Annotated in this window: 14 protein-coding genes and 1 other RNA gene; 11 read left to right on the top strand and 4 right to left on the bottom strand. The window is 64.7% G+C overall.

The features are described from left to right. Positions 1-26: 26 nt before the first annotated feature. A complete protein-coding gene (locus DSM100688_RS04860; RefSeq protein WP_152358024.1) occupies positions 27-1,337 on the bottom strand; it encodes a LacI family DNA-binding transcriptional regulator in 1,311 nt (436 codons plus the stop codon). A 78-nt stretch (positions 1,338-1,415) separates the two neighbouring features. Here DSM100688_RS04860 and gltX point away from each other — a divergent pair, with 78 nt between their 5' ends. The 3 genes from gltX to DSM100688_RS04845 all read left to right on the top strand — a co-directional run bounded on the left by gltX (position 1,416) and on the right by DSM100688_RS04845 (position 4,734). Then, positions 1,416-2,966 carry a glutamate--tRNA ligase gene (gene gltX, locus DSM100688_RS04855; RefSeq protein WP_152358023.1) on the top strand — a complete coding sequence of 517 codons (1,551 nt, stop codon included), beginning with the start codon at positions 1,416-1,418 and terminating at the stop codon, positions 2,964-2,966. Positions 2,967-3,267: 301 nt separating this feature from the next. Continuing rightward, positions 3,268-4,032 (top strand): aspartate kinase, encoded by a 765-nt coding sequence (locus DSM100688_RS04850; protein WP_152358022.1) that lies wholly within the window; start codon positions 3,268-3,270, stop codon positions 4,030-4,032. A 132-nt stretch (positions 4,033-4,164) separates the two neighbouring features. Continuing rightward, complete coding sequence (locus tag DSM100688_RS04845; RefSeq protein ID WP_152358021.1) at positions 4,165-4,734, top strand: ACT domain-containing protein; 570 nt, start codon at positions 4,165-4,167, stop codon at positions 4,732-4,734. 240 nt (positions 4,735-4,974) lie between these two features. Here the strand turns inward: DSM100688_RS04845 and asd are convergent, their stop codons facing one another. Continuing rightward, positions 4,975-6,069, bottom strand: a complete 1,095-nt coding sequence (gene asd / locus DSM100688_RS04840; protein WP_152358020.1) for an aspartate-semialdehyde dehydrogenase — start codon at positions 6,067-6,069, stop codon at positions 4,975-4,977. 416 nt (positions 6,070-6,485) lie between these two features. On the opposite strand from asd, the gene DSM100688_RS04835 reads away from it, so the two are divergent. Together DSM100688_RS04835 and DSM100688_RS04830 are read left to right on the top strand one after the other, a co-directional pair. Further along, positions 6,486-7,133: a DUF5701 family protein gene (locus DSM100688_RS04835; protein ID WP_152358019.1), complete on the top strand. Its 648-nt coding sequence runs from the start codon at positions 6,486-6,488 to the stop codon at positions 7,131-7,133. Positions 7,134-7,680: 547 nt separating this feature from the next. Next, on the top strand, positions 7,681-9,447 hold the full coding sequence (locus DSM100688_RS04830; protein WP_163146829.1) for a PASTA domain-containing protein: 1,767 nt from the start codon (positions 7,681-7,683) through the stop codon (positions 9,445-9,447). A gap of 127 nt (positions 9,448-9,574) precedes the next feature. Here the strand turns inward: DSM100688_RS04830 and DSM100688_RS04825 are convergent, their stop codons facing one another. After that, complete coding sequence (locus DSM100688_RS04825; protein WP_163146830.1) at positions 9,575-10,963, bottom strand: metallophosphoesterase family protein; 1,389 nt, start codon at positions 10,961-10,963, stop codon at positions 9,575-9,577. 281 nt (positions 10,964-11,244) lie between these two features. On the opposite strand from DSM100688_RS04825, the gene leuA reads away from it, so the two are divergent. Further along, entirely contained in the window at positions 11,245-13,158 is a 1,914-nt protein-coding gene (gene leuA, locus DSM100688_RS04820) for a 2-isopropylmalate synthase (RefSeq protein ID WP_152358017.1), read from the top strand. A gap of 485 nt (positions 13,159-13,643) precedes the next feature. On the opposite strand, the gene DSM100688_RS04815 is transcribed toward leuA, so the two are convergent. Beyond that, the gene (locus tag DSM100688_RS04815; RefSeq protein ID WP_152358016.1) at positions 13,644-16,100 is read right to left on the bottom strand and encodes a transglycosylase domain-containing protein; all 2,457 of its coding nucleotides are present in this window, start codon (positions 16,098-16,100) and stop codon (positions 13,644-13,646) included. Between the two features lie 141 nt (positions 16,101-16,241). On the opposite strand from DSM100688_RS04815, the gene ffs reads away from it, so the two are divergent. From ffs to DSM100688_RS04790, 5 genes are all read left to right on the top strand, one after another. Next, positions 16,242-16,336, top strand: an RNA gene (gene ffs / locus DSM100688_RS04810) — signal recognition particle sRNA small type. 209 nt (positions 16,337-16,545) lie between these two features. Continuing rightward, a complete protein-coding gene (locus tag DSM100688_RS04805; protein WP_152358015.1) occupies positions 16,546-17,757 on the top strand; it encodes a phosphatase PAP2 family protein in 1,212 nt (403 codons plus the stop codon). 158 nt (positions 17,758-17,915) lie between these two features. Beyond that, on the top strand, positions 17,916-20,828 hold the full coding sequence (gene topA, locus DSM100688_RS04800; protein WP_152358014.1) for a type I DNA topoisomerase: 2,913 nt from the start codon (positions 17,916-17,918) through the stop codon (positions 20,826-20,828). A gap of 329 nt (positions 20,829-21,157) precedes the next feature. Beyond that, positions 21,158-21,802, top strand: a complete 645-nt coding sequence (tmk, locus tag DSM100688_RS04795) for a dTMP kinase (RefSeq protein WP_152358013.1) — start codon at positions 21,158-21,160, stop codon at positions 21,800-21,802. After that, complete coding sequence (locus DSM100688_RS04790) at positions 21,802-22,980, top strand: DNA polymerase III subunit delta' (protein ID WP_152358012.1); 1,179 nt, start codon at positions 21,802-21,804, stop codon at positions 22,978-22,980. Before tmk ends, DSM100688_RS04790 begins: the two co-directional genes overlap by 1 nt. The last annotated feature ends 45 nt before the right edge of the window (positions 22,981-23,025 follow it).

Raw genomic sequence — 23,025 nt, 5'->3', positions numbered from 1 at the left:
CGGAACGTTCGTTGCCGAATGTCCGACTACCGGACCGCCGTGGATTCACGTTCGACGAGTTTCGACGGCACCGTGACCGTGACGTACCCGGTGACGGATTCCGGTGTGCCGCTGTTGGCGGCCGCATCGGACCGCGATGATCCGGTGCGTGATACGACGTATGAGCCGGTACGTGATGCTGCTGGACTCTCGGATGATTCGGATGCCGCCGTGACGGATGGTGCGACGGATGATACGGTGGTTTGCGACGACGCGTTCGGCGATGGGATGACGGAACGGAGTGCGTCGATCGACGATGGATCCACGCCGTCGATCCGTGCGCACAGCAGTGCGATCGCCGTGCGGGCGACCGATCGCAGGTCGGGGTCGACCGAACTGAGCGACGGCGCGAAATACTGCGCATCGATCGAATCGTCGTAGCCGACGACCTTCACGTCGTCCGGCACGAGTACACCACGGCGACGCAGCTCCTGCATCACGCCCATCGCCAGCAGATCGTTCATGCACACGATGCCGTCGACCCGCAATCCGTCACGGAACAGCACGCCCACCGCGTCCGCACCGGCCGGTTGGTACCAGATGTCGGCCGGAATCTCCAACGATGTATCCAATGCGATGCCGGTGTCCTCCAGCGCATGCCGATAACCCCGCAGCCGCATCGGTTCGGACGCGACTCCCTTGCCGCCCACGCCGACGACCGCAATGCGACGGCAACCCTTCGCGACCAGCGAAGCTGTCGCCCGATAGATGCCGTGTTCGTTCTCCGTGATCACACGGTCGCGCGCATTCGTACGCATCTGCTCGCCGATCAGTACGATCGGATAGTCCACGTTCAGCTTGTCGGCGTCGCCGCCGGTCAAATACTTGGGCGACAGAATCAGCCCGTCGATCAACGATGCAAACGAACCGTGCAACACGTCGAGTTCGTTCGTGCGACTCACGCCGGACGGCGCGAAAATCACGCGGCGGCCGGCGGCGCGCGCCTCCCCGGCCAGACAGGAGTACAGCTCCGCGAAATACGGCAGACGCATATCCGGCAACGAAATGCCAATGACGTTGCTGCGCCCCTCACGCAGGCTCTTGGCCACCACGTTCACCGAATAGCCGAGTTCGTCGATCGCGTCGAGCACCTTGCGCCGCGTGGCGTCCCTGACGAACCGATAGCCGTTTACCACGTTGGAAACGGTTTTCAACGACACACCGGCCCGCTTCGCCACATCGTTCATCGTCACATGCCGCTGCGCCGCCATGCCGTCCTCCGTCATCTGTTCATCGTTGCAATCCAGTGCGATCCAACGCAATCCAGTGTATCGCCGGTCGTCGCGACGCGCGGTCATGCCGCAAGTCGAACGCGACGATCGTCCGTGCCTCCGCGTCCCTCCTCACGTCCCGCTCGCGCGGCAGAATAAGGGATTATGACTGAAGCTGAAACCACTTCCGCAACCACTGAAAATCCGAAAGACACCAAGCCCGCCCTGCCGAAGGACGTGCGCGTGCGCTTCTGCCCGTCGCCGACCGGCACCCCGCACGTCGGCATGGTCCGCACCGCCCTGTTCAACTGGGCCGAGGCCCGCGCCACCGGCGGCAAGCTGATCTTCCGCATCGAGGACACCGACGCGGCCCGCGACTCCGAGGAAAGCTACAACCAGATCCTTGAGGCGCTGCGTTGGCTCGGCATCGACTGGGACGAGGGCATCGACGTCGGCGGCCCGCACGGCCCGTACCGCCAGTCCGAGCGCACCGACATCTACAAGGACGTCGCCGCCAAGCTGCTCGCCGCCGGCTACGCGTACGAGTCCTACTCCACGCCGGAGGAGATCAAGGAACGCAACCTCGCCGCCGGCCGCCCGGCCGAATTCGGCTATGACGGCTACGACCGCAACCTCACCGAGGAGCAGAAGGCCGCGTTCCGCGCCGAAGGCCGCAAGCCCGCGCTGCGCATCCGCATGCCTGACGAGGACATCGCGTTCGACGACCTGATCCGCGGCCGCATCGAGTTCAAGGCCGGCTCCGTGCCGGACTACGTGATCGTGCGCCCGAACGGCGACGCGCTGTACACGCTCACCAACCCCGTCGACGACGCGATGATGGAGATCAACGTCGTGCTGCGCGGCGAGGATCTGCTGAGCTCCACCCCGCGCCAGATCGTGCTCTACCGTTACCTCGAGGAGCTCGGCATCGCCAAGACCACCCCGCTGTTCGGCCACATGCCGTACGTGATGGGTCAGGGCAACAAGAAGCTCTCCAAGCGCGACCCGGAGTCTAACCTGTTCAACCACCGCGACGCCGGCTTCATCCGCGAGGGCCTGCTGAATTATTTGGCTTTGCTTGGCTGGTCGATCGCGCCGGACCGCGACGTGTTCTCGATGGAGGAAATGATCGAGAAGTTCGACGTGCGCGACGTGAAGGCCAACCCGGCCCGCTTCGACCTCGACAAGGCGATCTCGATCAACGCCGAGCACATCCGCATGCTTGATCCCGCTGACTTCCTGCGTCGTTCCGTGCCGTACCTGCATCGCGATGGCGTGGTCTCCGCTGCGTCTTGGGATGAGCTGACCGCGCGTGAACAGGCCGTGCTGACCGCCGCCGCGCCGCTCGTGCAGCCGCGTGTGCGTCTGCTCGGCGAGGTCGCCGGCATGGTCGGCTCGTTGCTGTCGACCGAAGGCTACCTCGAGCCGGAGGACGACGCGAAGAAGACGCTCAAAGATTCCGCGCCGGCCGTGCTCGATCTGGCGATCGCCGCGCTCGAAGGCGTGGCCGAGGCCGACTGGAAGACCGATCTGCTGCACGAGACGCTCAACAAGGCGCTCGTGGAGGACGGCGGCTACAAGCCGCGTCTCGCGTTCGGGCCGGTGCGCGTGGCCATGTCCGGCCGCCGTGTGTCGCCGCCGCTGTTCGAGTCGATGGAGATCGTCGGCCGTGAGGTGTCGCTGGCGCGTCTGCGCGGCCTGCGTGAGCATCTGTGATCAGTAGTGCGCACGGTTTGTGATGGAATAGTGCGCGTCTGCGTGGTTATGTGACCGTTCTGTAGTGGCGGAAAACGCTCGCTGAGAGTACTCTCAGCGAGCGTTTTCCGCCACTGTGCGTTTTGGCGCGTGACGGTCGCGGGACATGCGTGCATGCGGTCGTCACGCATGCGTCTTTCAGTGCCAGTTCGTCGTGTCCGTATGGTGGGTGGACGTGCGTGCGGCCTGGCCGGCGATCCTTATAATCGTGCCGCTTACGTAGAATAGGCGACACATCTATCCCAAGAGAGAATGGACAGCAGTGGCTCTCATCGTGCAGAAGTACGGCGGTTCGTCGGTCGCCGATACTGACTCCATCAAGCGCGTGGCCAAGCGCGTCGTCGAAACGAAGAAGAAGGGCAACAAGGTCGCCGTCGTCGTCTCCGCGATGGGCGACACGACCGACGACCTGATCGACCAGGCGCTCAGCATCGATTCCAATCCGCCGGAACGCGAGATGGACATGCTCATGACCGCCGGCGAACGCATCTCCATGAGTCTGCTCGCGATGGCCATCCACGCCGAAGGCGACCGCGCGCACTCGTTCACCGGTCAGCAGGCCGGTTTCTTCACCGATGCGCGCTACGGTGCGGCGCACATCAAGGCCGTTCGCCCGGATCGCGTCAAGAACGCACTGTCGATGGGCGACGTCGCCATCGTGGCCGGTTTCCAGGGCATCAACGCGAAGGGCGACGCAACCACGCTCGGCCGCGGCGGTTCCGATACGTCCGCCGTCGCGCTGGCCGTGGCCCTCGGCGCCGACATCTGCGAGATCTACACCGACGTGGACGGCATCTTCACCGCCGATCCGCGCATCGTGCCGACTGCGCGGCGCATTCCTGCGATCGGCTACGACGCGATCCTCGAAATGGCCAGCTGCGGTTCCAAGGTGCTTGCCCTGCGATGCGTCGAATACGCGCAGCGGTTCAACATGCCGCTGCATGTGCGTTCGTCCTTCTCTCATCGCAACGGTACGCTCGTCGTGCCGGACGGCGTCGACCCGCGTACGCTGCCGAACCTGGACTGATCAGCCGGTCATCGCAACTGATCACCGTGATCATCCGGGCCGATCGGGACTGATCGTACTTGATCAGTCATCACCAGTCGACCACAATCCATCATCAGATTTCACACATACCGCACAAGTAAGGCAACCAACATGAGCAACAACGAAGCAGACAAGTCCATGGGCGACCTGTTCCCCGACCTCGGTCCCGAAGCGCCGGTCATCTCCGGCATCGCACACGATCGCAGCGAGGCGCTCGCCACCGTGCGCGGCGTGCCGAACGAGCCGGGCATGGCCGCCAAGGTCTTCACCGAACTGGCGTCCGCCGGCATCAACGTCGACATGATCGTGCAGGCCGGCGCGTCCGTCGGCACCGCGGACATCTCGTTCACCGTGCCCGAGGCGACCGTCAAGCAGGTGCAGGACGTGCTGCTCGACAAGCACGAGGAGCTCGGCTATCGTTCGTTCGATGTCGACACCAACGTCGGCAAGGTCGCCGTCGTGGGCGTCGGCATGAAGACGCACTCCGGCCTCGCCGCGAAGTTCTTCAACGCGCTGAGCGAGAAGGGCATCAACGTGCTGATGATCTCGACGTCCGAGATCCGCATCGCCGCTCTCGTGCCGCTCGAGCAGCTCGACGACGCGGTGCGCGCGCTGCACACCGCGTACGGGCTTGATGCCGACCAGATCGAGGCCGTCGTCTACGGCGGCACCGGTCGCTGAGTTCTAGGCGCCGACGTACCGGGTGCGGTGCGGCCGCGGACTTGTGATCCTTTCCCCCTCTAACGGACATACAGCCGTTTTCACCGTTGTAATCGGCTGTATGTCCGTCTCGTTATGGGAATCGGAGCAAGGAGCGGATGCAAGGTTGCCGGCGACGGGCCGATGATGGGTAAGTGCATGCGAACGGCCCCCGCCGGAATGGTCCGGATGGGGGCCGTTCGCATACGCTGAGCGCGGTGACTACTTCTTGGTGATGTAGCCGAGCGCCTTGAGCATCTCGGCGCATTCGAGCGCGCCGCCGGCCGCACCGCGCAACGTGTTGTGCGCGAGTCCCACGAACTTCCAATCGAAGATCGAATCCTCACGCAGACGGCCGATCGACACGCCCATGCCGCCCTCGTAATCGACATCGAGACGCACCTGCGGGCGGTCGTCCTCGGTCAGGTACTGGATGAAGTGCTTCGGCGCGTGCGGCAGACCGAGCTCGGCCGCACGGGACGTGTAGTTGACGAGCCGGTCGATCAGCTCCTCCTTCGTGGCCTTCTTGCCGAAGTTGAGGAACACGGTCGCGGTGTGGCCGTTGAGCACGGGCACACGGATGCACTGCGACGTGATGCGCAGCGGTCCGTCGAACGGCACGATCTCGCCGCGCTCAGGGTCCACGTGGCCGAACACCTTAAGCGGTTCCTTCTCGCTCTTCGCCTCCTCGCCGGAGATGAACGGGATGATGTTGCCCACCATCTCGGGCCAGTCCTTGAACGTCTTGCCCGCGCCGGAGATCGCCTGATACGTGCTCACGACGACCTCGTGCGGCTCGAACTCCTTCCACGCGGCCAGCGCCGGCGTATACGCCTGGATCGAACAGTTCGGCTTGACCGCGATGAAGCCGCGCGTCGTGCCGAGGCGCTTGCGCTGATGCTCGATCACCGCAAAATGCTCCGGGTTGATCTCCGGCACGACCATCGGCACGTCCGGCGTCCAGCGATGCGCGCTGTTGTTCGACACGACCGGTGTCTCGGTCTTCGCATACCGCTCTTCGATCGCGCGGATCTGATCCTTCGGCATGTTCACGGCCGAGAACATGAAATCGACTCCGGCCGCGACCTTCTCGGCGTCGTCGCCGTCAACCACGGTCATGTGCCGCGCGTACTCCGGCATCGGCGTCTCGATCTTCCAACGGTCGCCGACCGCCTCCTCGTACGTCTTGCCGGCCGAGTGCGCGGACGCGGCGAGCGTCGTCACCTCGAACCATGGATGATTCTCGAGCAACGTCACGAAACGCTGGCCGACCATGCCGGTCGCGCCGAGGATGCCGACCTTGAGTTTTTCGGACATACCAACCCCTATGTTTGTGCGGATAAACGAACTGCGAGTTGCCGACCATTGTACGAACCGCGCCGCATAACGGCGCGCGCGCTCCCATATGCTGGCCGGACCGTGACGTCGTGGTGTAGCGCGGGGCGCAGTGCGACGGATGTGTCGGGGAGGAGGGGAAGACCGTAACTCAACATTTACGGCATTGATGTGTTGAGTTACGGTCGTTTTCGGGGGCCGAGACGACCGTAACTCAACACTATGGTCGCGAAGTTGTTGAGTTACGGTCGTTATTGGGCGTAAGAACGGCCGTAACTCAATGATGGGATCGTGATGTTGTTGAGTTACGGTCGCGGATGGGACTGACGGCCGTGGCCGAACGGAGCGGGGCGGTTGGAAGCCGGGTGGACGGGCGGGCCGCTGGTAGGCTGGGAGATATGTCGATCGCATCGGATGAAGCACGCAAGCAGTTGGACCGTTTGGTGGCGCTGGGATATCCGGACGTCGCGGACATTTCCGCAGCAGCCTTCCGCGCGCTTGCGCGACCGCTAATCACCGCGCTCGAACACTGCGATCCGGACAGTGACGACCTGCAACGTCGTCTCGGTGCGAACATCCTGCTCATTCCGACGCGCGAACTCGTGTCGCCAGAGTCGCTGATCGCGCGAACCAGCATCAACCGCATGGCCGGATTCACGACGATGCCGCCGCGCGACATCGCCAGTTTCCTGCCGCAGGACGGCTTCGAACCGCCGGAAGGGCCGTTTTATCTGGTCGTCGAGCCGCACACCGGCACGTGTTATATCAACCGCGAGCCGGATGTGGCGCGCAAACTCATCGACTCCGACGAACGTACGCCGCTCACGCTTGAGGAAGGACTGGCGATCGCGACGCAGCACCCGGAGTGGCTGCTTGAGAAGAACGGGTTCAATCTGCTGGGGTCGCGCAGTGCGGACGGGCGTGTGCCGAGCATCTGGATGAGCCAGAATGCGCCGCGGCTGGGTGCGGTGTGGCCGAATTCGCGGCATACGTGGCTGGGGAACGCGTATTGCATGTCGCGTCGCGGCGTGAGCCTGTTTCGTTAGTGCGCTGTGTTTCGAACGTACATACAGTCGATTTGGGTGGGTGGATCGGCTGTATGTCCGTTGAAGGTAGGGTGTTGGTGCGTTGGGGCCGTATGTCCGTTGAGGGGTGAGGCGTCGGGAGAAAGAATGACGAACGACGCCGCAGCGGTATGCGAGTTTGTTCCGGTAGCGTTCGATATCTCGACGTACATACAGCCGATTTGAGGTGTGGAATCGGCTGTATGTCCGTTGAAGGGGAGGGACGGTTGATGCGAAACGAGAGACGGGGGTGATTGACGGGCGTCGTGTCTTCAGCCTTGTAACGGACATACAGTCGATTTAGGCGGGTGGATCGGCTGTATGTCCGTTGAAGGCTGAGGGTGTTGGTGTGCTGAGGCTGTATGTGCGTTGGGGGATTGCGCGGGCGGAGGCCTGTTTCGGCTGTATGTACGATTTGTTCGGCTGTATGTACGTTTCGGGGGAGACGCGCCGGAGTGTCGAAGTCGGGAAGTGGGATACTGAAGCCACGTGGTCTCGATGACTGAGATCGCATGACAGGGAGGTCATGATGGGTACCGGGCATGACGGACGATTTCGCGGCGACGGCCATACGTCGGACGGACGTGCGCCGTCCATCGATCGGTTGCCGGATAAGCCAACTCGATCCGTCGAACGGTCGTCGGACGGCATTGTTGCGCGGTCGTGGACGCGCGTGACGATTGCGGTGATCGTCATCGTTGCGATGCTCGGCTTGACGGGTGTGGTGGCGACGCGTATGTGGCGCAATATGCATGCGGCCGAAACGACACCGTCCGGCTCCACCGCGACCATCGACTCCTACACCCTGCCCGAACCGACCACGGACGCAGCCCATCCGGTCATGCTCAGCACCGTCACCGACAACATCCAACGGCTGAAACTCGGCGTCGGATACACGACCCAATACCGATTCTCAGGGCTCACGCAAGGCGCGCTGATCGGCTACGGCGGTACCGCGAACGCCGGCTATCGCATCACCAAGGACTCGATCCCCGACGATCTGACGTTCATCGTGTCGCGCGGATCCGGCATTCCGGACGATATCATCGGCAACGACGCAACGGACGTGCCGACGGTCCTGCAGGGCATGGGAGTGGCCATACAGTACGCCAGCATGCCGGTCGACGACACCGACGCGCATCCCGCGGGCACGGTCGTCGCGACCAACCCCGCGCCCGGCACGGCAGTCACGTCGGGCGACACCGTCACCGTCGGCGTGGCGGTCGCGAACAACGCCAACGTACTCGGCGCGGACATCATCGGACAACGGTCGGACGACGCCAGGCAATCGCTCGAATCGCAGGGTTACACGGTCGATCTGCAACCGCGGTTCTCGTCCAGCGGCAACCTCGGCACCATCGTCGCCAGCAATCCACGCCCCGGCGCGACATTGAGCGATGGACAGACCGTCACCCTGTACTACGGTGTCGACATGACCGGCGCGAAGGACGTGTTCAGCGAGACCCGAGACGATCTGGACGGGCTGCGTGCGGTGCGTACGGGCGCGACGTCCGGCGTGATCACGGCCGCGCTCGCCGGCACGTACTGCAAGGACGTGATCACGGATACCGGCACGGCACAGGACGCGACGTACGGCACACCGACGACGGCACAGGGGCAGGCCGACGGGCAGTGCCTGACCCTGACCGACCGGCAGGCATCCGACGGTTCCGGCGAGCACTATCTGGTGCTCAACGGCGACGATCCCGCGCAGCCCGCCGACCGGCTCGGCCTGACGAACTTCGCGCACGACATCGGCGGCACGCTGCTCGAAGCCGACCCGGCCAACCCCACCGGGCAGTTCCCCATGCGCAACCACCTGCTCGCCCAAGGGCTCGACAAGAACTGGGGCATTGCGGAGCTATACGCCGGGCTCGGGCTGCCGAACTGCGGCGACACCGTGTTCGAAGGCACCACTGGCCAGACGTGCGAGCGCGGACTCACATACCGCATGAAGGATTTTCTGGTGTACTTCGCGGCCGGAGCGAACGTGGACGCGCTGGAGGACAGCGGATACTTCGATCAGAACGCATTCTCGGAGGCACTTAGCCAGTCGCCGGTTGACGGTTCGCGGCCGTTCGTACTGGTGCGCGACAGCAGTGCGTACGATACGACCAGCAAGACGGTGGACGATGGGACGACGTCGGTCGATCCGTTCGTGCCGACCGGCGACGCGCGCAACCAGTACCGCAACGCGATGGTCGGTATGAAACCGGCCGTCAGCGGGGAGACGGCGTACTATCTGGTCGAGCAGCCGTACGACTGGAAAATGTTCGACGAATACACGATGCCGTGAGTTGCCGTGACCGTCGGCGGCGGTGCGGTGGCGCGGTGATGCGGACAGCGGCGGCGGTGCGGACGATGGCTGGCCCGTCCGGGTACGACGCGCCGCTAACGACGGTCATACCCGGACGGTTGTAATGTCAGCGCTTCGCCTGTTTGAGCGCGGCGCGCACGACGGCGGCGAACGCTGCGGTCGTGCCGAAGGCGACGCCGGCGAACACCTGCGGGCGGCGCAGCTCGTTGCGCAGGCCGATCGCGTCGGTGATGCAGTGGTCCTCGAAGAACACGCGCAGCTCGTTGCTTGAATACCGGCCGACCAGCTCGCCCCACGTGAGCATGCGCGTCACGTAGTTGCGCGGATTATCCTCGCGGAACTCGAACAGGCGCACGCCGCGGTAGCGCGACTTCGGGCCGTAGCATTCGAATCCGCAGGTCGGCGCGTAGCCGAGATCGATGCCGTCGACGTGCCCCACGAACGAGTTCTTGTGGTCGTGACCGCAGAACAGCGCGAAATAGCCGCCCGCGTCGCGCATCGCCTCGACCTCGCCCACGTTCTCGTCCGCGCAGCCGATCGCCTCGCCGAGTCGCGAGCCGGGACGGCAGATCTCGTGATTGAGCACATAGCAGTGCCCGGCGAAATTGCGCGCGCCCTCCACCGCGTTCGGCGTCCACGCGGGCACCTCGGTCAGGCAGTCGTAGAACTCCTGCGGCGGGATGTGCTGGAACGCGATCGTCGGTACCGGCCGTCCGTCGCCGTTGCGTGCGGCAAGGTCGCGCTGCACGGTGCCCAGCCATGCGATCGCCTTGTCGCTTGGTGTGCCGTAGCCGTCGGCGTCCGCAAGGTCCAGACCGCGCGAATTGGCGACATAGCGCGGATACTGCGCGTCGTTCTCCTCCGGCTTGCCCGCGTAGTCGCCCGAATTGATCAGCGCGACGCTCATCGCGACATGATCGGAACCGTCGGACGCGGCGATCGGCAGCGCGAACGTGCCCGGCTCCAACGAATCGGCGGGGTTCAAGCATCCCGGATACTCGCGGTAGATGTCGTCCTGCTCGTCGGCGAGGATGCCGCACTGGAAATCGTGGTTGCCGTAGGTCGCGGCGAACGGCACGCCCGCACGCACGAGCGGTCCGAGGAACGCGCTGAACGTGTCACGCACCTTCTGCCGCGTGTCGTCGAGCAGGTCGTCGAGCGTGACGACGTCGTCGACGGGCGGCAGATCGGGGTTGCGGCGGGCGGCGATGCGGCGGTGGATGCCCTTGAGCTTCGCCTCGATCTCGGTGACGAGCCGCACCCTCGCGCCCGGATTCTCGCCGCGGCGGCGCAGGAACGTGTCGATATACGCCGGATCGTAGCCGCGGATCTGATCGCCGGTGAAGACGACGAGATCGGGGTCGGCGGCCTTGATCGCAGCCTCGATCATGCGGATCGTGTCGGGGTGGACGTTTGGGCCGTCCTGGATGTCGGCCATTTGCAGCACACGGAAGGTGCCGTCGTTGCGGAACTTGAGTGGGGCGCGGTGTGTCATGCACCCTATCTAACCGTGCGTCGGGGCGCGGCAGCGGACGATGCGCGCGATCTGCGCGGGAGCATCACGTTTCCGCAACCGTGCGTTTGCCGTACGTTTCGCGACGGAGTCTCCCGTCGTGCGTCAGCCGCGCACCATCGTATGTCGGTCGCCGCCAAATGCCGGAATGACGGCGATTTGCAGGGGTAAGACCGGTATGATGAAAGGTTGTACATGTTACGTACACGTAAACGATACGGCCGGGCTGAACCACCGGCGCAATTCCAAGAAAAGGAGGAGTGATGGGTCAGGATCAATCGTCAGTGTTTGATCTCGCGGCAGTCGCCGCAGCGTCCAACGGAGGGAACAACGACCCGCTGCTGCCTCCGGCGCGATTCATCGGCGATCCGCAGAAGCCGAGCAAGATGCCGTACAACAAGTACGCCGCCTACGACAAGCAGGTGCCGTTCGACTACCCGCAGCGCACATGGCCGGGCAAGCGCCTGCAGCGCGCCCCGCGCTGGTGCTCGGTCGACCTGCGCGACGGCAACCAGGCGCTCGTCAACCCGATGGACTCCGAACGCAAGCTGCGCTTCTGGAACCTGCTCGTCTCCATGGGCTTCAAGGAGATCGAGGTCGGCTTCCCGTCCGCGTCCGAAACCGATTTCGACTTCATCCGCATGCTCATCGAACGCGAGCTGATCCCGGACGACGTGACCATCGTCGTGCTCACCCAGTGCCGCGAGCACCTCATCCGTCGCACCTACGAGGCGCTGCGCGGCGCTAAGCGCGCGGTCGTGCACTTCTATAACTCCGTGTCCGTGCTGCAGCGCGAGGTCGTGTTCCGCAAGAACAAGGCCGAGATCAAGCAGCTCGCCATCGATGCGGCCGAACTGTGCAAGCATCTCGAAGGCGAGGCCAAGGGCATCGACCTGTACTACGAGTACAGCCCGGAGTCGTTCACCGGCACCGAGCCGGAGTACGCAGTCGAGGTGTGCAATGCGGTGATTGACGTCATCAAGCCGACGCCGGAGCACAAGATGATCATCAACCTGCCGGCCACGGTCGAAATGACCACGCCGAACGTGTTCGCGGACGAGGTCGAGTACGTCTCCAACAACCTCAACGACCGCGACTCGATCGTGCTGAGCCTCCACCCGCACAACGACGAGGGCATGGGCGTGGCCGCCACCGAACTGGCGATGCTGGCCGGCGCGGATCGCGTCGAAGGCTGTCTGCTCGGCAACGGCGAGCGCACCGGCAACGTCGATCTCGTCACGCTCGGCCTGAACCTGCTCACGCAGGGCATCGACCCGCAGATCGACTACTCGAACGTGCCGGAGATCCGCAAGACGGTCGAATACTGCAACCAGATCAAGATCTCCGAGCGCCACCCGTACGCGGGCAACTTCGTGTTCACCGCGTTCTCCGGCTCGCATCAGGACGCGATCAAGAAGGGTCTCGAGGCGCGTCAGATGGCGGCCGACCGTGCCGGCGCCGACCTCGACAGCTTCGTGTGGCTCGTGCCGTACCTGCCGATCGACCCGAAGGACATCGGCCGCACGTACGAGGCGATCATCCGCGTCAACTCGCAGTCCGGCAAGGGAGGCATGGCGTACCTGCTCAAGACGAACCACAACCTCGACCTGCCGAAGCGCCTGCAGGTGGAGTTCGACAAGATCGTGCAGAAGTACGCGGACGACACCAAGAAGGAAGTCAAGGACGAGGACATCTGGCGTCTGTTCAAGGACGAGTACCTGCCGGTCGAGGAGTCGGGCGCGACGGCGGCCGGCGCGGTCGTGGGCGACACCCGCGACGAGAGCCTCGAGCAGTGGGGCCGCCTGAAGCTGCTCAAGGTGTCGGTCTCCTCCGGCGAGGACGGTTCGGACACCGTGCTCAAGGCGAAGCTGCTCGACCGTGGCGCGGGCGCGACGAACGCCGCCGAGCCGGTCGTGCGCGAGCTGAGCGGCATCGGCAATGGCCCGATCGCTGCGTTCATCAACGCGATCTCGAACCTCGGCATCGAGGTGTCGGTGATGGATTACGTCGAGCACACGATGTCCGTCGGCACCGACGCGATGGCCGCCTCGTACGTCGAGGCACAGGTCGGCGAGGATGCGGAGAGTCAGATCATCTGGGGCGTCGGTATCGACTCGTCGATCATCACCAGTTCGCTCAAGGCGATCATCTCCGCGGTGAACCGTTCGGAGCGCTGACGCGGGTTGCGGTGGCCGGCGGTTGCCGATGTCGCCGCGCATAACTCAATACCTGGTAGCTAGTAATTAGTAGCCATTAACGGACATACAGCCGATTCGGGGGTCTGAATCGGCTGTATGTCCGTTTTTTAGTTGGTGAGCTTCGGCGCTGCGGATGAGCGTAGGGATGTTACGGATGGGCGTAGGAATGCGTTGCGGATGGACGTAGGCTGTGGACGGGCGTAGAGATGCCGTTGCGGTCTGCCTGATACACCCAACGGACATACAGCCGATTCAGGGTATGGAATCGGCTGTATGTCCGTTGAGGTGGGGGAGTGGTCTGTTCGACGCCGGGAACGTCTGCGACGGCATGCGTTCACTGTTCAACGGACATACAGTCGATTTCGTGCCCTGAATCGGCTGTATGTCCGTTAGAGGGTCGGGGCCGTTCGACGTTGGGACGCTCGATACGGCAGATGCCCGTCAGTGCGGCGAGAAAAGCGACGTTACTGGTTGGTAGAGCCGGCCGAGTCGTTCGTGCCGGCATTGCCGTTGGCGGTCGAATCACTGTCGCCGTTGCCGGTCGAACCGGTGTCCGTACTGCCGGTGCCGCCGGTATTGCCGGTTCCGGTGCCGCCTTCGGTCGAGCCGGTGCCTCCGGTACCCGTGCTTCCGTCGGTTGTGGATCCGTTGCCGGTTCCGGTGCCGCTGTTGCCGCCCGTCGTACTGTTGCCGTCGTTTGTGGACGAGGAATTGCCGTCACCTGACCCATCACCCGCACCGGTGCCGGACTGCGACTGCTGGCTCTGCTGCTCCTCGGCCTTCTTCTTCGCGTCGGCCTCCTCCTGCGCCTTCTTCTTGGCCGCGTCCTGCTGTTGCTGGTAGTACGTCGAACCAAGACCCCACGTGCCGTCCGGACCGCCGATCTTGCCGTCGTCGGTCGCGGTAGGGAAGTTCTCGACCTCCACGCCGCTCAGCGCCTGCGTCATGAATTCGGTGAACAGGTGCGCCGGATAGCCGGTCGACGACACGCCGTACCCTGCGAACTCGGGCACCACCTGCGGCGTACCGTCGTCGGCCGGGTTCCAGATCGCCCACACGTTGATCAACTGCGGCACGTATCCCACGAACGACGCGGCGGTCTCGTCGTTCGCCGTACCCGACTTGCCGGCGACCGCGCGGCCGAGCGCCGCCGCCGTACCGGCAGCCGTACCGTTCGTCGTCGTACCCTGCATGGCCTTCTGCACGAGCGCGCAATCGTTCGCATCAAAGACCTTCTCGTTCTCCGCGTTGGTCTTGTAGACCTCCTTCTTGGCGGAGTCGGTCACCGTGGCGACGACGTGCAGCGTGTTCTTCACGCCGTTCGCGGCGATCGTCGAATGGCCCTGCGTGAGGTCCCACACGGTGCTCGCGTTGATGCCGAGCACGTTATACGGCGACGTCTCGTCGATGTCGCTCTCGATGCCGGCCTGATGCGCGATCTCGGCGGTGCGCTGCGGCGTGAGATGCTCGTTGACGTTCATGAACACCGTGTTCACCGAGTTCGCGGTGGCCTGATACAGGTTGATGTTGCCCCAGTTGTTGCCGAGCGCGTTGTTCACCTCGGCGGTGATGCCCGCGAAATGCTGGTGCGAGTTGCCGTTGAACAGCGTGTTGAAGTTCACGCCCTCCTGCGCGGCGCCCAGCAGTGCGAACGGTTTCATGGTGGAGCCCGGCTGGAACGTGGCCTGCGTGGCGTTGTTGAGCTGATGCGTCAGATAGTCGGAACCGGCGTAGATGGCCTTGACTGTGCCGTCGCGCGGATCCGCCGCGATGCCGCCCACCTGGATCGATTCGGGCATGCCGTCCGGCCGCGTGTCGCCGACGGTCTGGATCTCCTCCTGCAGCGTCTTGTCGAGCGTGGTGACGATCGTGTAGCCGCCCGTCTCGATGTCATCCTTGGTGAACGTGCCCGAGCCGATCAGCTCGTTCTCGACCGTGGTGAGCAGGTAGCCGTTGTAGCCGCCGAACACGTTGTTCTGCGTGTATTCCACGGTCTTCGGCAGCGAGTCGGCCTTCGACCGCTCTCCGGACGTGATGTAGCCGTCCTCGGCCATGATGTTCAGCACGCGCTTCATGCGCTGCGTGGCCATCTTCGAATCCACGGCCGGGTCCCACGACGACGGCGACGGGATGATGCCGGCGATCATCGCGGCCTCATTCAGGCTCAGGTCCTTCGCGTCCTTGTTGAAGTACGCCTGCGCCGCAGCCTGGATGCCGTACGCGCCGCGTCCGAGGTAGATCGTGTTCATGTAGTTGCACAGGATCTCGCTTTTGTCCTGTGACTGCGCGAGCTTGAGCGCGAGGATCGCCTCGCGCGCCTTGCCGACGTACGACGTGGTGGTGGCGCCGATGTAGTAGCGTTCCGCGTACTGCTGCGTGATCGTCGAGCCGCCTTGGCGGCTGCCGGTGGTGACGTTGTTGTACAGCGCGCGGGCCATGCCCTTGAGATCGATACCCTTGTTCGTGTAGAACGTGCGGTCTTCGGACGCGACGATCGCGTTGCCGACGTAGTCCGGCAGGTCGGTGCACTGGATGATCTCGCGGTTCTGTTCGGCGAACGATCCGATCTCCGTGGTGCCGTCGGAATAGTAGACGGTCGTTTTCGACGCGAGTGCGATTTTGTCGGCCTGTGGGATTTCCGTGGTGATGTACAGGTAGGCGAACGCGCCGGCGCCGCCGAGGATGCCCAGTCCGATCAGCGATCCGAGGATGATGAGGATCCACTTGAGGATCGGATGGCGGCTGCTGCGTCCGTTACGATTACGGTTGCCGCGGCTGTGACGGGTGGGGCCGGTGGCGCGGTGCGACCCGCCGCCGTAGTGCCGTGCGGCTGGTTTTCTGGTCGTGCGGCTGCTCGCCGAGCGCGGAGTGCTGCCTGCCCGGTGAGAGCCGCCTGAAGTACGTCGTGACTGTGAAACCATGGGTACCACCGTAACCATGGCCCCTGAACAACCGGGCGAATTGAACCGATTCGCCCGGTTTCCTCCGCGATCTTCTGCCGAACTCTCACAAATCGACGGTGATGCCGGCGGGCTGGTGTCCGGGGATGCTGTACACTATGTAACAGCCTCCACGCGGCGCTATGTCACCCAACTCCCCCAGGGCAGGAATGCAGCAAGGGTAAGTGGCCTCTGACGGGTGCGTGGAGGTTTTTCATTGCTTGCGCCATGTGCTGCGCATCGCCGCGCTCTGCCGTGCTCCTTGTCATCGCCTCTCCCTCTCTAACGGACATACAGCCGATTTCGTGGGTGGAATCGGCTGTATGTCCGTTAGGGGGGTCGGTTCAGCGAATGGACAGCTGGTTTCGGGGTCCTCGTTGGCCAGCTATTGGCGAACGGGGGTCGCGGGGCTAGTAGAGTCGTGCGTATGAGTGACGAACAGCAGCCGATCGTGCGCGATCCCCAGAGTTCCGTGAACATGCTCGCCCCGCAGCCGTCCTGGTCGACGTATGATGCCGACGCCGATCCGACCACGTCGGGCGACGCCGCGCACGACGGTGCATACGGTCTCGCGCACGGTACGTACGGTACTGTGAACGCCGCGCGCGATCGCGGCATCCGCGACACGCGTGCCGACGGTCACGATGTCCGTGACGACACGCCCGACGACGAGCTGCGCGGACTCGCCGAAGTCGACCCGCTCACCGTCCGTCCGCGCGTCTCCAGCCGCATCCTGTGCGTCGTGCTCGGTCTGCTGCTCATCGCCGTCGCATTCGGCGCGTGGTGGCTCGGCGTACGCACCGAAACCGGCCAATCGTACGACGAGATCGTGGTCACCGGCTTCCGCGACGCGCTGCCCGGCTGGCTCGCCGCCGCACTCGACCCGTTCCTCATCTCCGACAATTACGTGGTCCCGGCGGTGCCGCTCAACCCCACCGTCATCGTCTCGCTACTGCTCGGCGCGGTCGCAATCGTCGTGACGATCGTACGCAAACGTTGGCTGCTGCTCGTCCAGTTCGTCGCGCTCGCCGTACTGTGCTACGCGGCGACGTTTCTCAAGGAATTGCTGCCGCGGCCGTATCTGATCGACACGCAGACGCCACACGCGAACTCCGCGCCGTCCGGCCATACGATCCTCGCAGCGACCGTGTCGATGCTGCTGCTGATCGCCGTGCCGCGCGTATGGCGTGCGGTCTGCGCGTTGATCGTATCCGGATTCACCGCGGTGATCGGACTGTCGGTGATCGCCGGCGGCTGGCATCGGCCGACCGACGTGGTCATGTCGGTGCTGCTGGTCGGCGGCGTGACGTTGCTGGCGCTCGCCGGCACGGCGAAGAGCGCGATGGACGAACCGGGCACGCGCGTGTCGTCGATCAGCATCCAGATCGTCGGCACGGTGATGATCACGGGCGGACTGCTCGCGTGCGCGTACGCCGCGTACGTGATCTGGCAGGTGCTGCCGGGACTCGCGCTGAGTGCGGCGTGGTCGGCGTCGGGCGCGTATCTGTCGACGATCGTCGGTGTGGGCGGCGTGACGCTGCTGGTGGGCGGGCTGGCGCTCGCGATGCGGCAGCTGACCGCGGCGCCGTTAAGCCGGCTCGGGCTGGTGGGCGCGCCGCCGGCGCCGCCGCGGCGGTAGGTGCTGGCCGGGCCGACACCTCGGTCTCGCCGCGCTCACCGGCTCCTCCTGGCAGGGGGAGCCGGGAGAACGGAACCGTTGTGGCACACGTGATTTTGGGCTTTGGCCGCACGTCATGGTTAATATGACGTTCCGTAGGCATTATGTAAGGAGAAGACATGGCAACCGGCAGCAAGCTCGTCATCGTGGAGTCTCCCACCAAGGCCAAGAAGATCGGCGGGTATCTCGGCGATGGGTACACCGTCATGGCGTCGGTGGGTCATATTCGCGATCTCGCCCAGCCCAGCCAGGTGCCCGCCGCCGACAAAGCGAAGTTCGGCAAGTTCGGCGTGGACGTCGAGGACGGGTTCAAACCGTATTACATCGTTGACGGCGACAAGAAGCGCACGGTTTCAGAGCTGAAATCCGCGTTGAAGAACGCCGACGAACTCTACCTCGCCACCGATGAGGATCGCGAAGGCGAAGCGATCGCGTGGCATCTCGTGCAGACCCTCAAGCCGAAGGTGCCCGTCAAGCGCATGGTCTTCCACGAGATCACGCCCGAAGCCATCAAGGCGTCGCTCACCAACACGCGCGACGTCGACGGCGACATGGTCGACGCGCAGGAGACGCGCCGCATCCTCGACCGACTCTACGGCTACGAACTGTCGCCCGTACTGTGGCGCAAGGTCGGCCCCGGCCTGTCCGCCGGCCGCGTACAGTCCGTCGCCACGCGACTCATCGTCGAACGCGAACGCGAACGCATGGCATTCGTCCGCGCGCCGTACTGGGACGTGACCGCTGAACTGTCCGCACCCGACGCGGAAGGCCAGGCCGCGCGATTCGACGCGCGCATGGTCGCGCTCGGCGGCAAACGACTCGCCGTATCCAAGGACTTCGGCGCGGACGGCAAACTCACGCCGGCCGGATTCGCCGATAACGTCTGCCAACTCGATGAAACGAACGCGAACGCGATCGCCGCGGCGCTCAAGTCGGCCACGTTCACCGTCATGTCGATGGAAACCAAGCCGTACCGCCGCCGTCCACAGCCGCCGTTCACCACATCCACGCTGCAGCAGACCGCCGGCAACCGACTCGGCATGGGATCACGGCAGACCATGCGCGCCGCGCAGGGACTGTACGAAAACGGTTACATCACCTACATGCGAACCGATTCCGTCACCCTGTCGCAGGAGGCGATCGCCGCCGCACGCAACGCCGTCGAATACCACTACGGCAAGGCATTCCTGTCGGACGCGCCGAAACAGTACGCGACCAAGACCGCCGGCGCGCAGGAGGCGCACGAATGCATCCGCCCGGCCGGCGCACGATTCCGCGACCCGGCCGAACTCGCCAGCAAGGTACCACCGGACCAGTTGAAACTGTACACGCTGATCTGGCAGCGCACGCTGGCGTCGCAGATGGCCGACGCGACCGGATCGACCGCGACCGTGCGGCTGTCGGCGCCGGCCGACGCGACGTACGGCGAGGCCGTGTTCCAGGCATCCGGCACCGTGATCGAATTCCCGGGCTTCATGAAGGCGACCGGGGAAGGACGCAAGACGGCCACTGGTGCAAAGGCCGATGCGAACGACGGCGGCAAGGCCGCGAAGAACAGCGAAGAGAATGCGTCGTTGCCGCCGATGGCCACCGGTCAGCAGATGGGCGCGGACGACGTGACCGCCGACGGGCACGAGACGCAGCCGCCGGCGCGCTACACCGAAGCATCGCTCGTCAAGACGCTGGAAGCCAAGGAAATCGGCCGTCCGTCGACCTACGCGAGCATCATTTCGACGATCATCGACCGTGGATACGTGTACGAACGCGGGCGGGCGCTCATCCCGTCGTGGCTTGCGTTCTCGGTCATCAAACTGCTCGAGACGAAGTTCCCGAAGTACGTGGACTACGAGTTCACCGCCGACATGGAAAACGGACTCGACCAGATCGCGCACGGACGCGAAACCGGGCGCGACTGGCTGACCCGGTTCTACTTCGGCTCGGGCGAGGGTGCGGCCGCGAACGCCGACGAGGCGCACGCGGGCCTGCAGCAGCAGGTCGCGCAGCTCGGCGAGATCGACGCGCGGGCGATCAACACGATCAACATCGGCGATGGGCTGCACGTGCGCGTTGGCCGGTATGGCCCGTATCTGGAAGATATGGAGCATCTGGATGCGGAGGGCAACCCGAAGCGCGCGTCCCTGCCGGACACGCTTGCGCCGGACGAGCTCACCGTCGAAGTCGGGCATGACCTCATCGAGCACAACGCGGGTGGACCGCGGGTGCTGGGCGTGGACCCGGCGACGGGTGGCACGGTCGAGGTGCGTAACGGGCGGTTCGGGCCGTATGTGGCGCTGGTGCCGGCGGAGGCGAGTGCCGAGTCGGGTGCGGGCGCCGCCGACGGTGCGGCCAAGAAGACCACGAAGAAGGCCGCCGCCGCGCCGAAACCGAAGATGGCGTCGCTGTTCAAGACGATGAGTCCCGAATCGCTTACGCTCGAAGACGCGTTGCGTCTGCTCGGTCTGCCGCGGCTCGTGGGCACGTATGAGGAGACGAACGCGGAAACCGGCGAGATCGGCGAATCCAAGGTCGAGGCGAACAACGGCCGCTACGGCCCGTACTTGACCAAGACCACTGCGGATGGCAAGACCGAAACGCGGTCGCTCGGTTCGGAGGACGAGATCTTCACCGTCGATCTGGACAAGGCGAAGGAACTGTTCGCCCAGCCGAAGTACGGCCGCGGACGTGGGCGCGGCGCGGCCAAGCCGCCGCTGCGCGAGCTCGGCCCGGATCCGGAGACCGGCAAGCCCGTGACCATCAAGGACGGCTTCTACGGCGCGTACATCACCGACGGCGAAACCAACCGCACGGTGCCCAAGCAGTACACGCCCGAGTCGATCGAACCCGCCGAGGCGTTCCGCCTGCTCGCCGAGAAGCGTGCGGCCGGTCCGGCGAAGAAGCGTACGCGCAAGACCGCGTCGAAGACGGGGACGGCCGCGAAGAAGACAGCGGCCAAGTCATCGGCCACGGCGAAGAAGGTTGGCACCGCCGCTAAGAAGACGACGCGGAAGTCCGCGGCGGCGAAAGCCGAGTAACGATGACTGGGGGCCGGGCGCATCAGCCCGGCCTCCAGTTTGTTGTGCGGGAGATTCTTGCACGTGGCAGCCGGAGCCGGAGCGCGGCTTTCTGCAAACTGAGAGGCAGATTTCGACGGATGCGGAGGTCTTTCTCCAAACTGAGAGGCAGCCAGTTCGGAGAAACAACAGTGATATACCCCCTAACTTGGGGTAATGTGTCAATATATCCAAGGCATGCCCAAGACGGCTGCCTCTCAGTTTGGAGAAAGACCCGTGCACGAGTCGGAATCTGCCTCTCAGTTTGAGAAAAGCATGGCAATAGCCGGCGTGCGCTAAGGTGGGGAACCATGACCGGACTGTTTATTTCGTTTGAGGGCGTCGACGGCGTGGGCAAAACCACACAGGTCGAACGGTTGCGCGCGTATCTCGAGGCGCAGGGGCGGACCGTGGTCGTCACCCGCGAACCCGGCGGCACCGCACTCGGCCAGTCGATCCGCCACATGCTGCTGCACGGCGTGGACGGCGCTGCCGTCGACATCGCCCCGCGCGCCGAGGCCCTGCTGTTCGCCGCCGACCGCGCGCAGCACGTGGCGGAGACGATCCGACCGGCGCTCGAACGCGGCGCGGTCGTCATCACCGACCGCTATCTCGACTCGTCGCTCGCCTACCAGTCCGGCGGCCGCGAACTGACCGCCGCCGACATCCGATCCCTAAGCATGTGGGCCATCAACAATCTGCTGCCCGTGCGCACGTATCTGCTCGACATGGACCCGGCCTTGTCGCACGCGCGGTTGCAGCACGATGAGGACCGCATGGAATCCGCCGGCAACGATTTCCAGACGCGCACACGGCAGGCGTTCCTCGATCTGGCCGCCGCCGAACCGGACCGGTTCCGTGTGATCGACGCCGCCCAGCCGGTCGACGGCGTGTGGTCGACGATCCGTGAGGATATCGACGCCCTGCTGGCGCCAATGACGCAAGGCGGTGCGTGATGAGCGTGTGGGATGCCATCGTCGGCCAGCAGGCCGTTGTCGACCAGCTCAAGGCCGTCGCGTCCGGCGACCCGAAATCAATCGCCCAGTCGTGGCTGATCTGCGGGCCTCCCGGCTCCGGCCGGTCCAACGTGGCCAAAGCCTTCGCCGCCGCACTCGAAAGCCCCGACCACGGCCTGGGCGACGAACCCACCAAGGTCACCCGCCAGGTGCTCGCCGGCACGCACCCGGACGTGAGCGTCCTCGCCACCGACAAGGTCACCATCGGCATCGACGAGGTGCGCGACCTCATCGGCGTGAGCGAGCAGATGCCCAGCACCGCGCCGTGGCGGATCATCATCATCGAAGACGTCGACCGCATGCTCGAACGCACCACGAACGTGCTGCTCAAGGAGATCGAGGAGCCGGCCGAACATACTATCTGGCTGCTGTGCGCCCCGAGCGCGCAGGACGTGCTGCCGACCATTCGCTCGCGCACGCGCATCGTCAACCTCGCCGTACCGTCCGACCGCGCCGTCGCCGATTTTCTCATGCATACGGTGAATCCGACCTTGCCGGACGACAAACGCTTCACCGAACACGTCGCCGCGCGTGCGGCCCGGCTCGCGGAAGGGCACATCGGCGTCGCCCGGCTGTACGCCACCGACGAGAAGGTCATGTCCGACCGCGACGAACTGATCGTCGGCGTGCTGAACCTCACCCGCGCGTCCGACGCGGTGCTGCTCGCCGGCAACCTCATCGACAATGCGAAAACACAGGCCGACGACGACGTGAACCGTCAGGCCGCCGCCGCGGAGGCCGAATTCCGCCGGATCAACGGGCTAGGGGAGAAGGATCGCGTTCCGCCGAACCTGCGCGGCGCGTACAACCAGATTGCCAAGAAGGACGAGCTCAAACGGCGGGCCACGCGTCGCAGCCGCGACGTGCTCGACCGTGCGCTCAACTCGATCGCGTCGGTGTACCGCGACGTGGCCGTGCTGCAGAACGATGCGGAGGATGCGGTCGGGTTGGTCAATCTGGAGAACCGGTCGGCGATCACCGAACTGTCGGTGCGGCTGACGCGCGAGGGCGCGGTGCGGCGGTTGGACGACATCGCCACGTCGCGGCGTCGCTTGGCTGGCAACGGCAATCCGACGCTGCTGTTCGAGGCGTTGTTCTGTGCGCTGATTCCGCGCTGACGGGTCGCGATACCGTCCGTACGAGTACGTTTCTGCTGATTTCTC

Source organism: Bifidobacterium ramosum, from assembly GCF_009299505.1.
GTDB classification, from domain to species: Bacteria; Actinomycetota; Actinomycetes; order Actinomycetales; family Bifidobacteriaceae; genus Bifidobacterium; species Bifidobacterium ramosum.
This window is presented reverse-complemented; position numbering and strand designations above follow the sequence as displayed.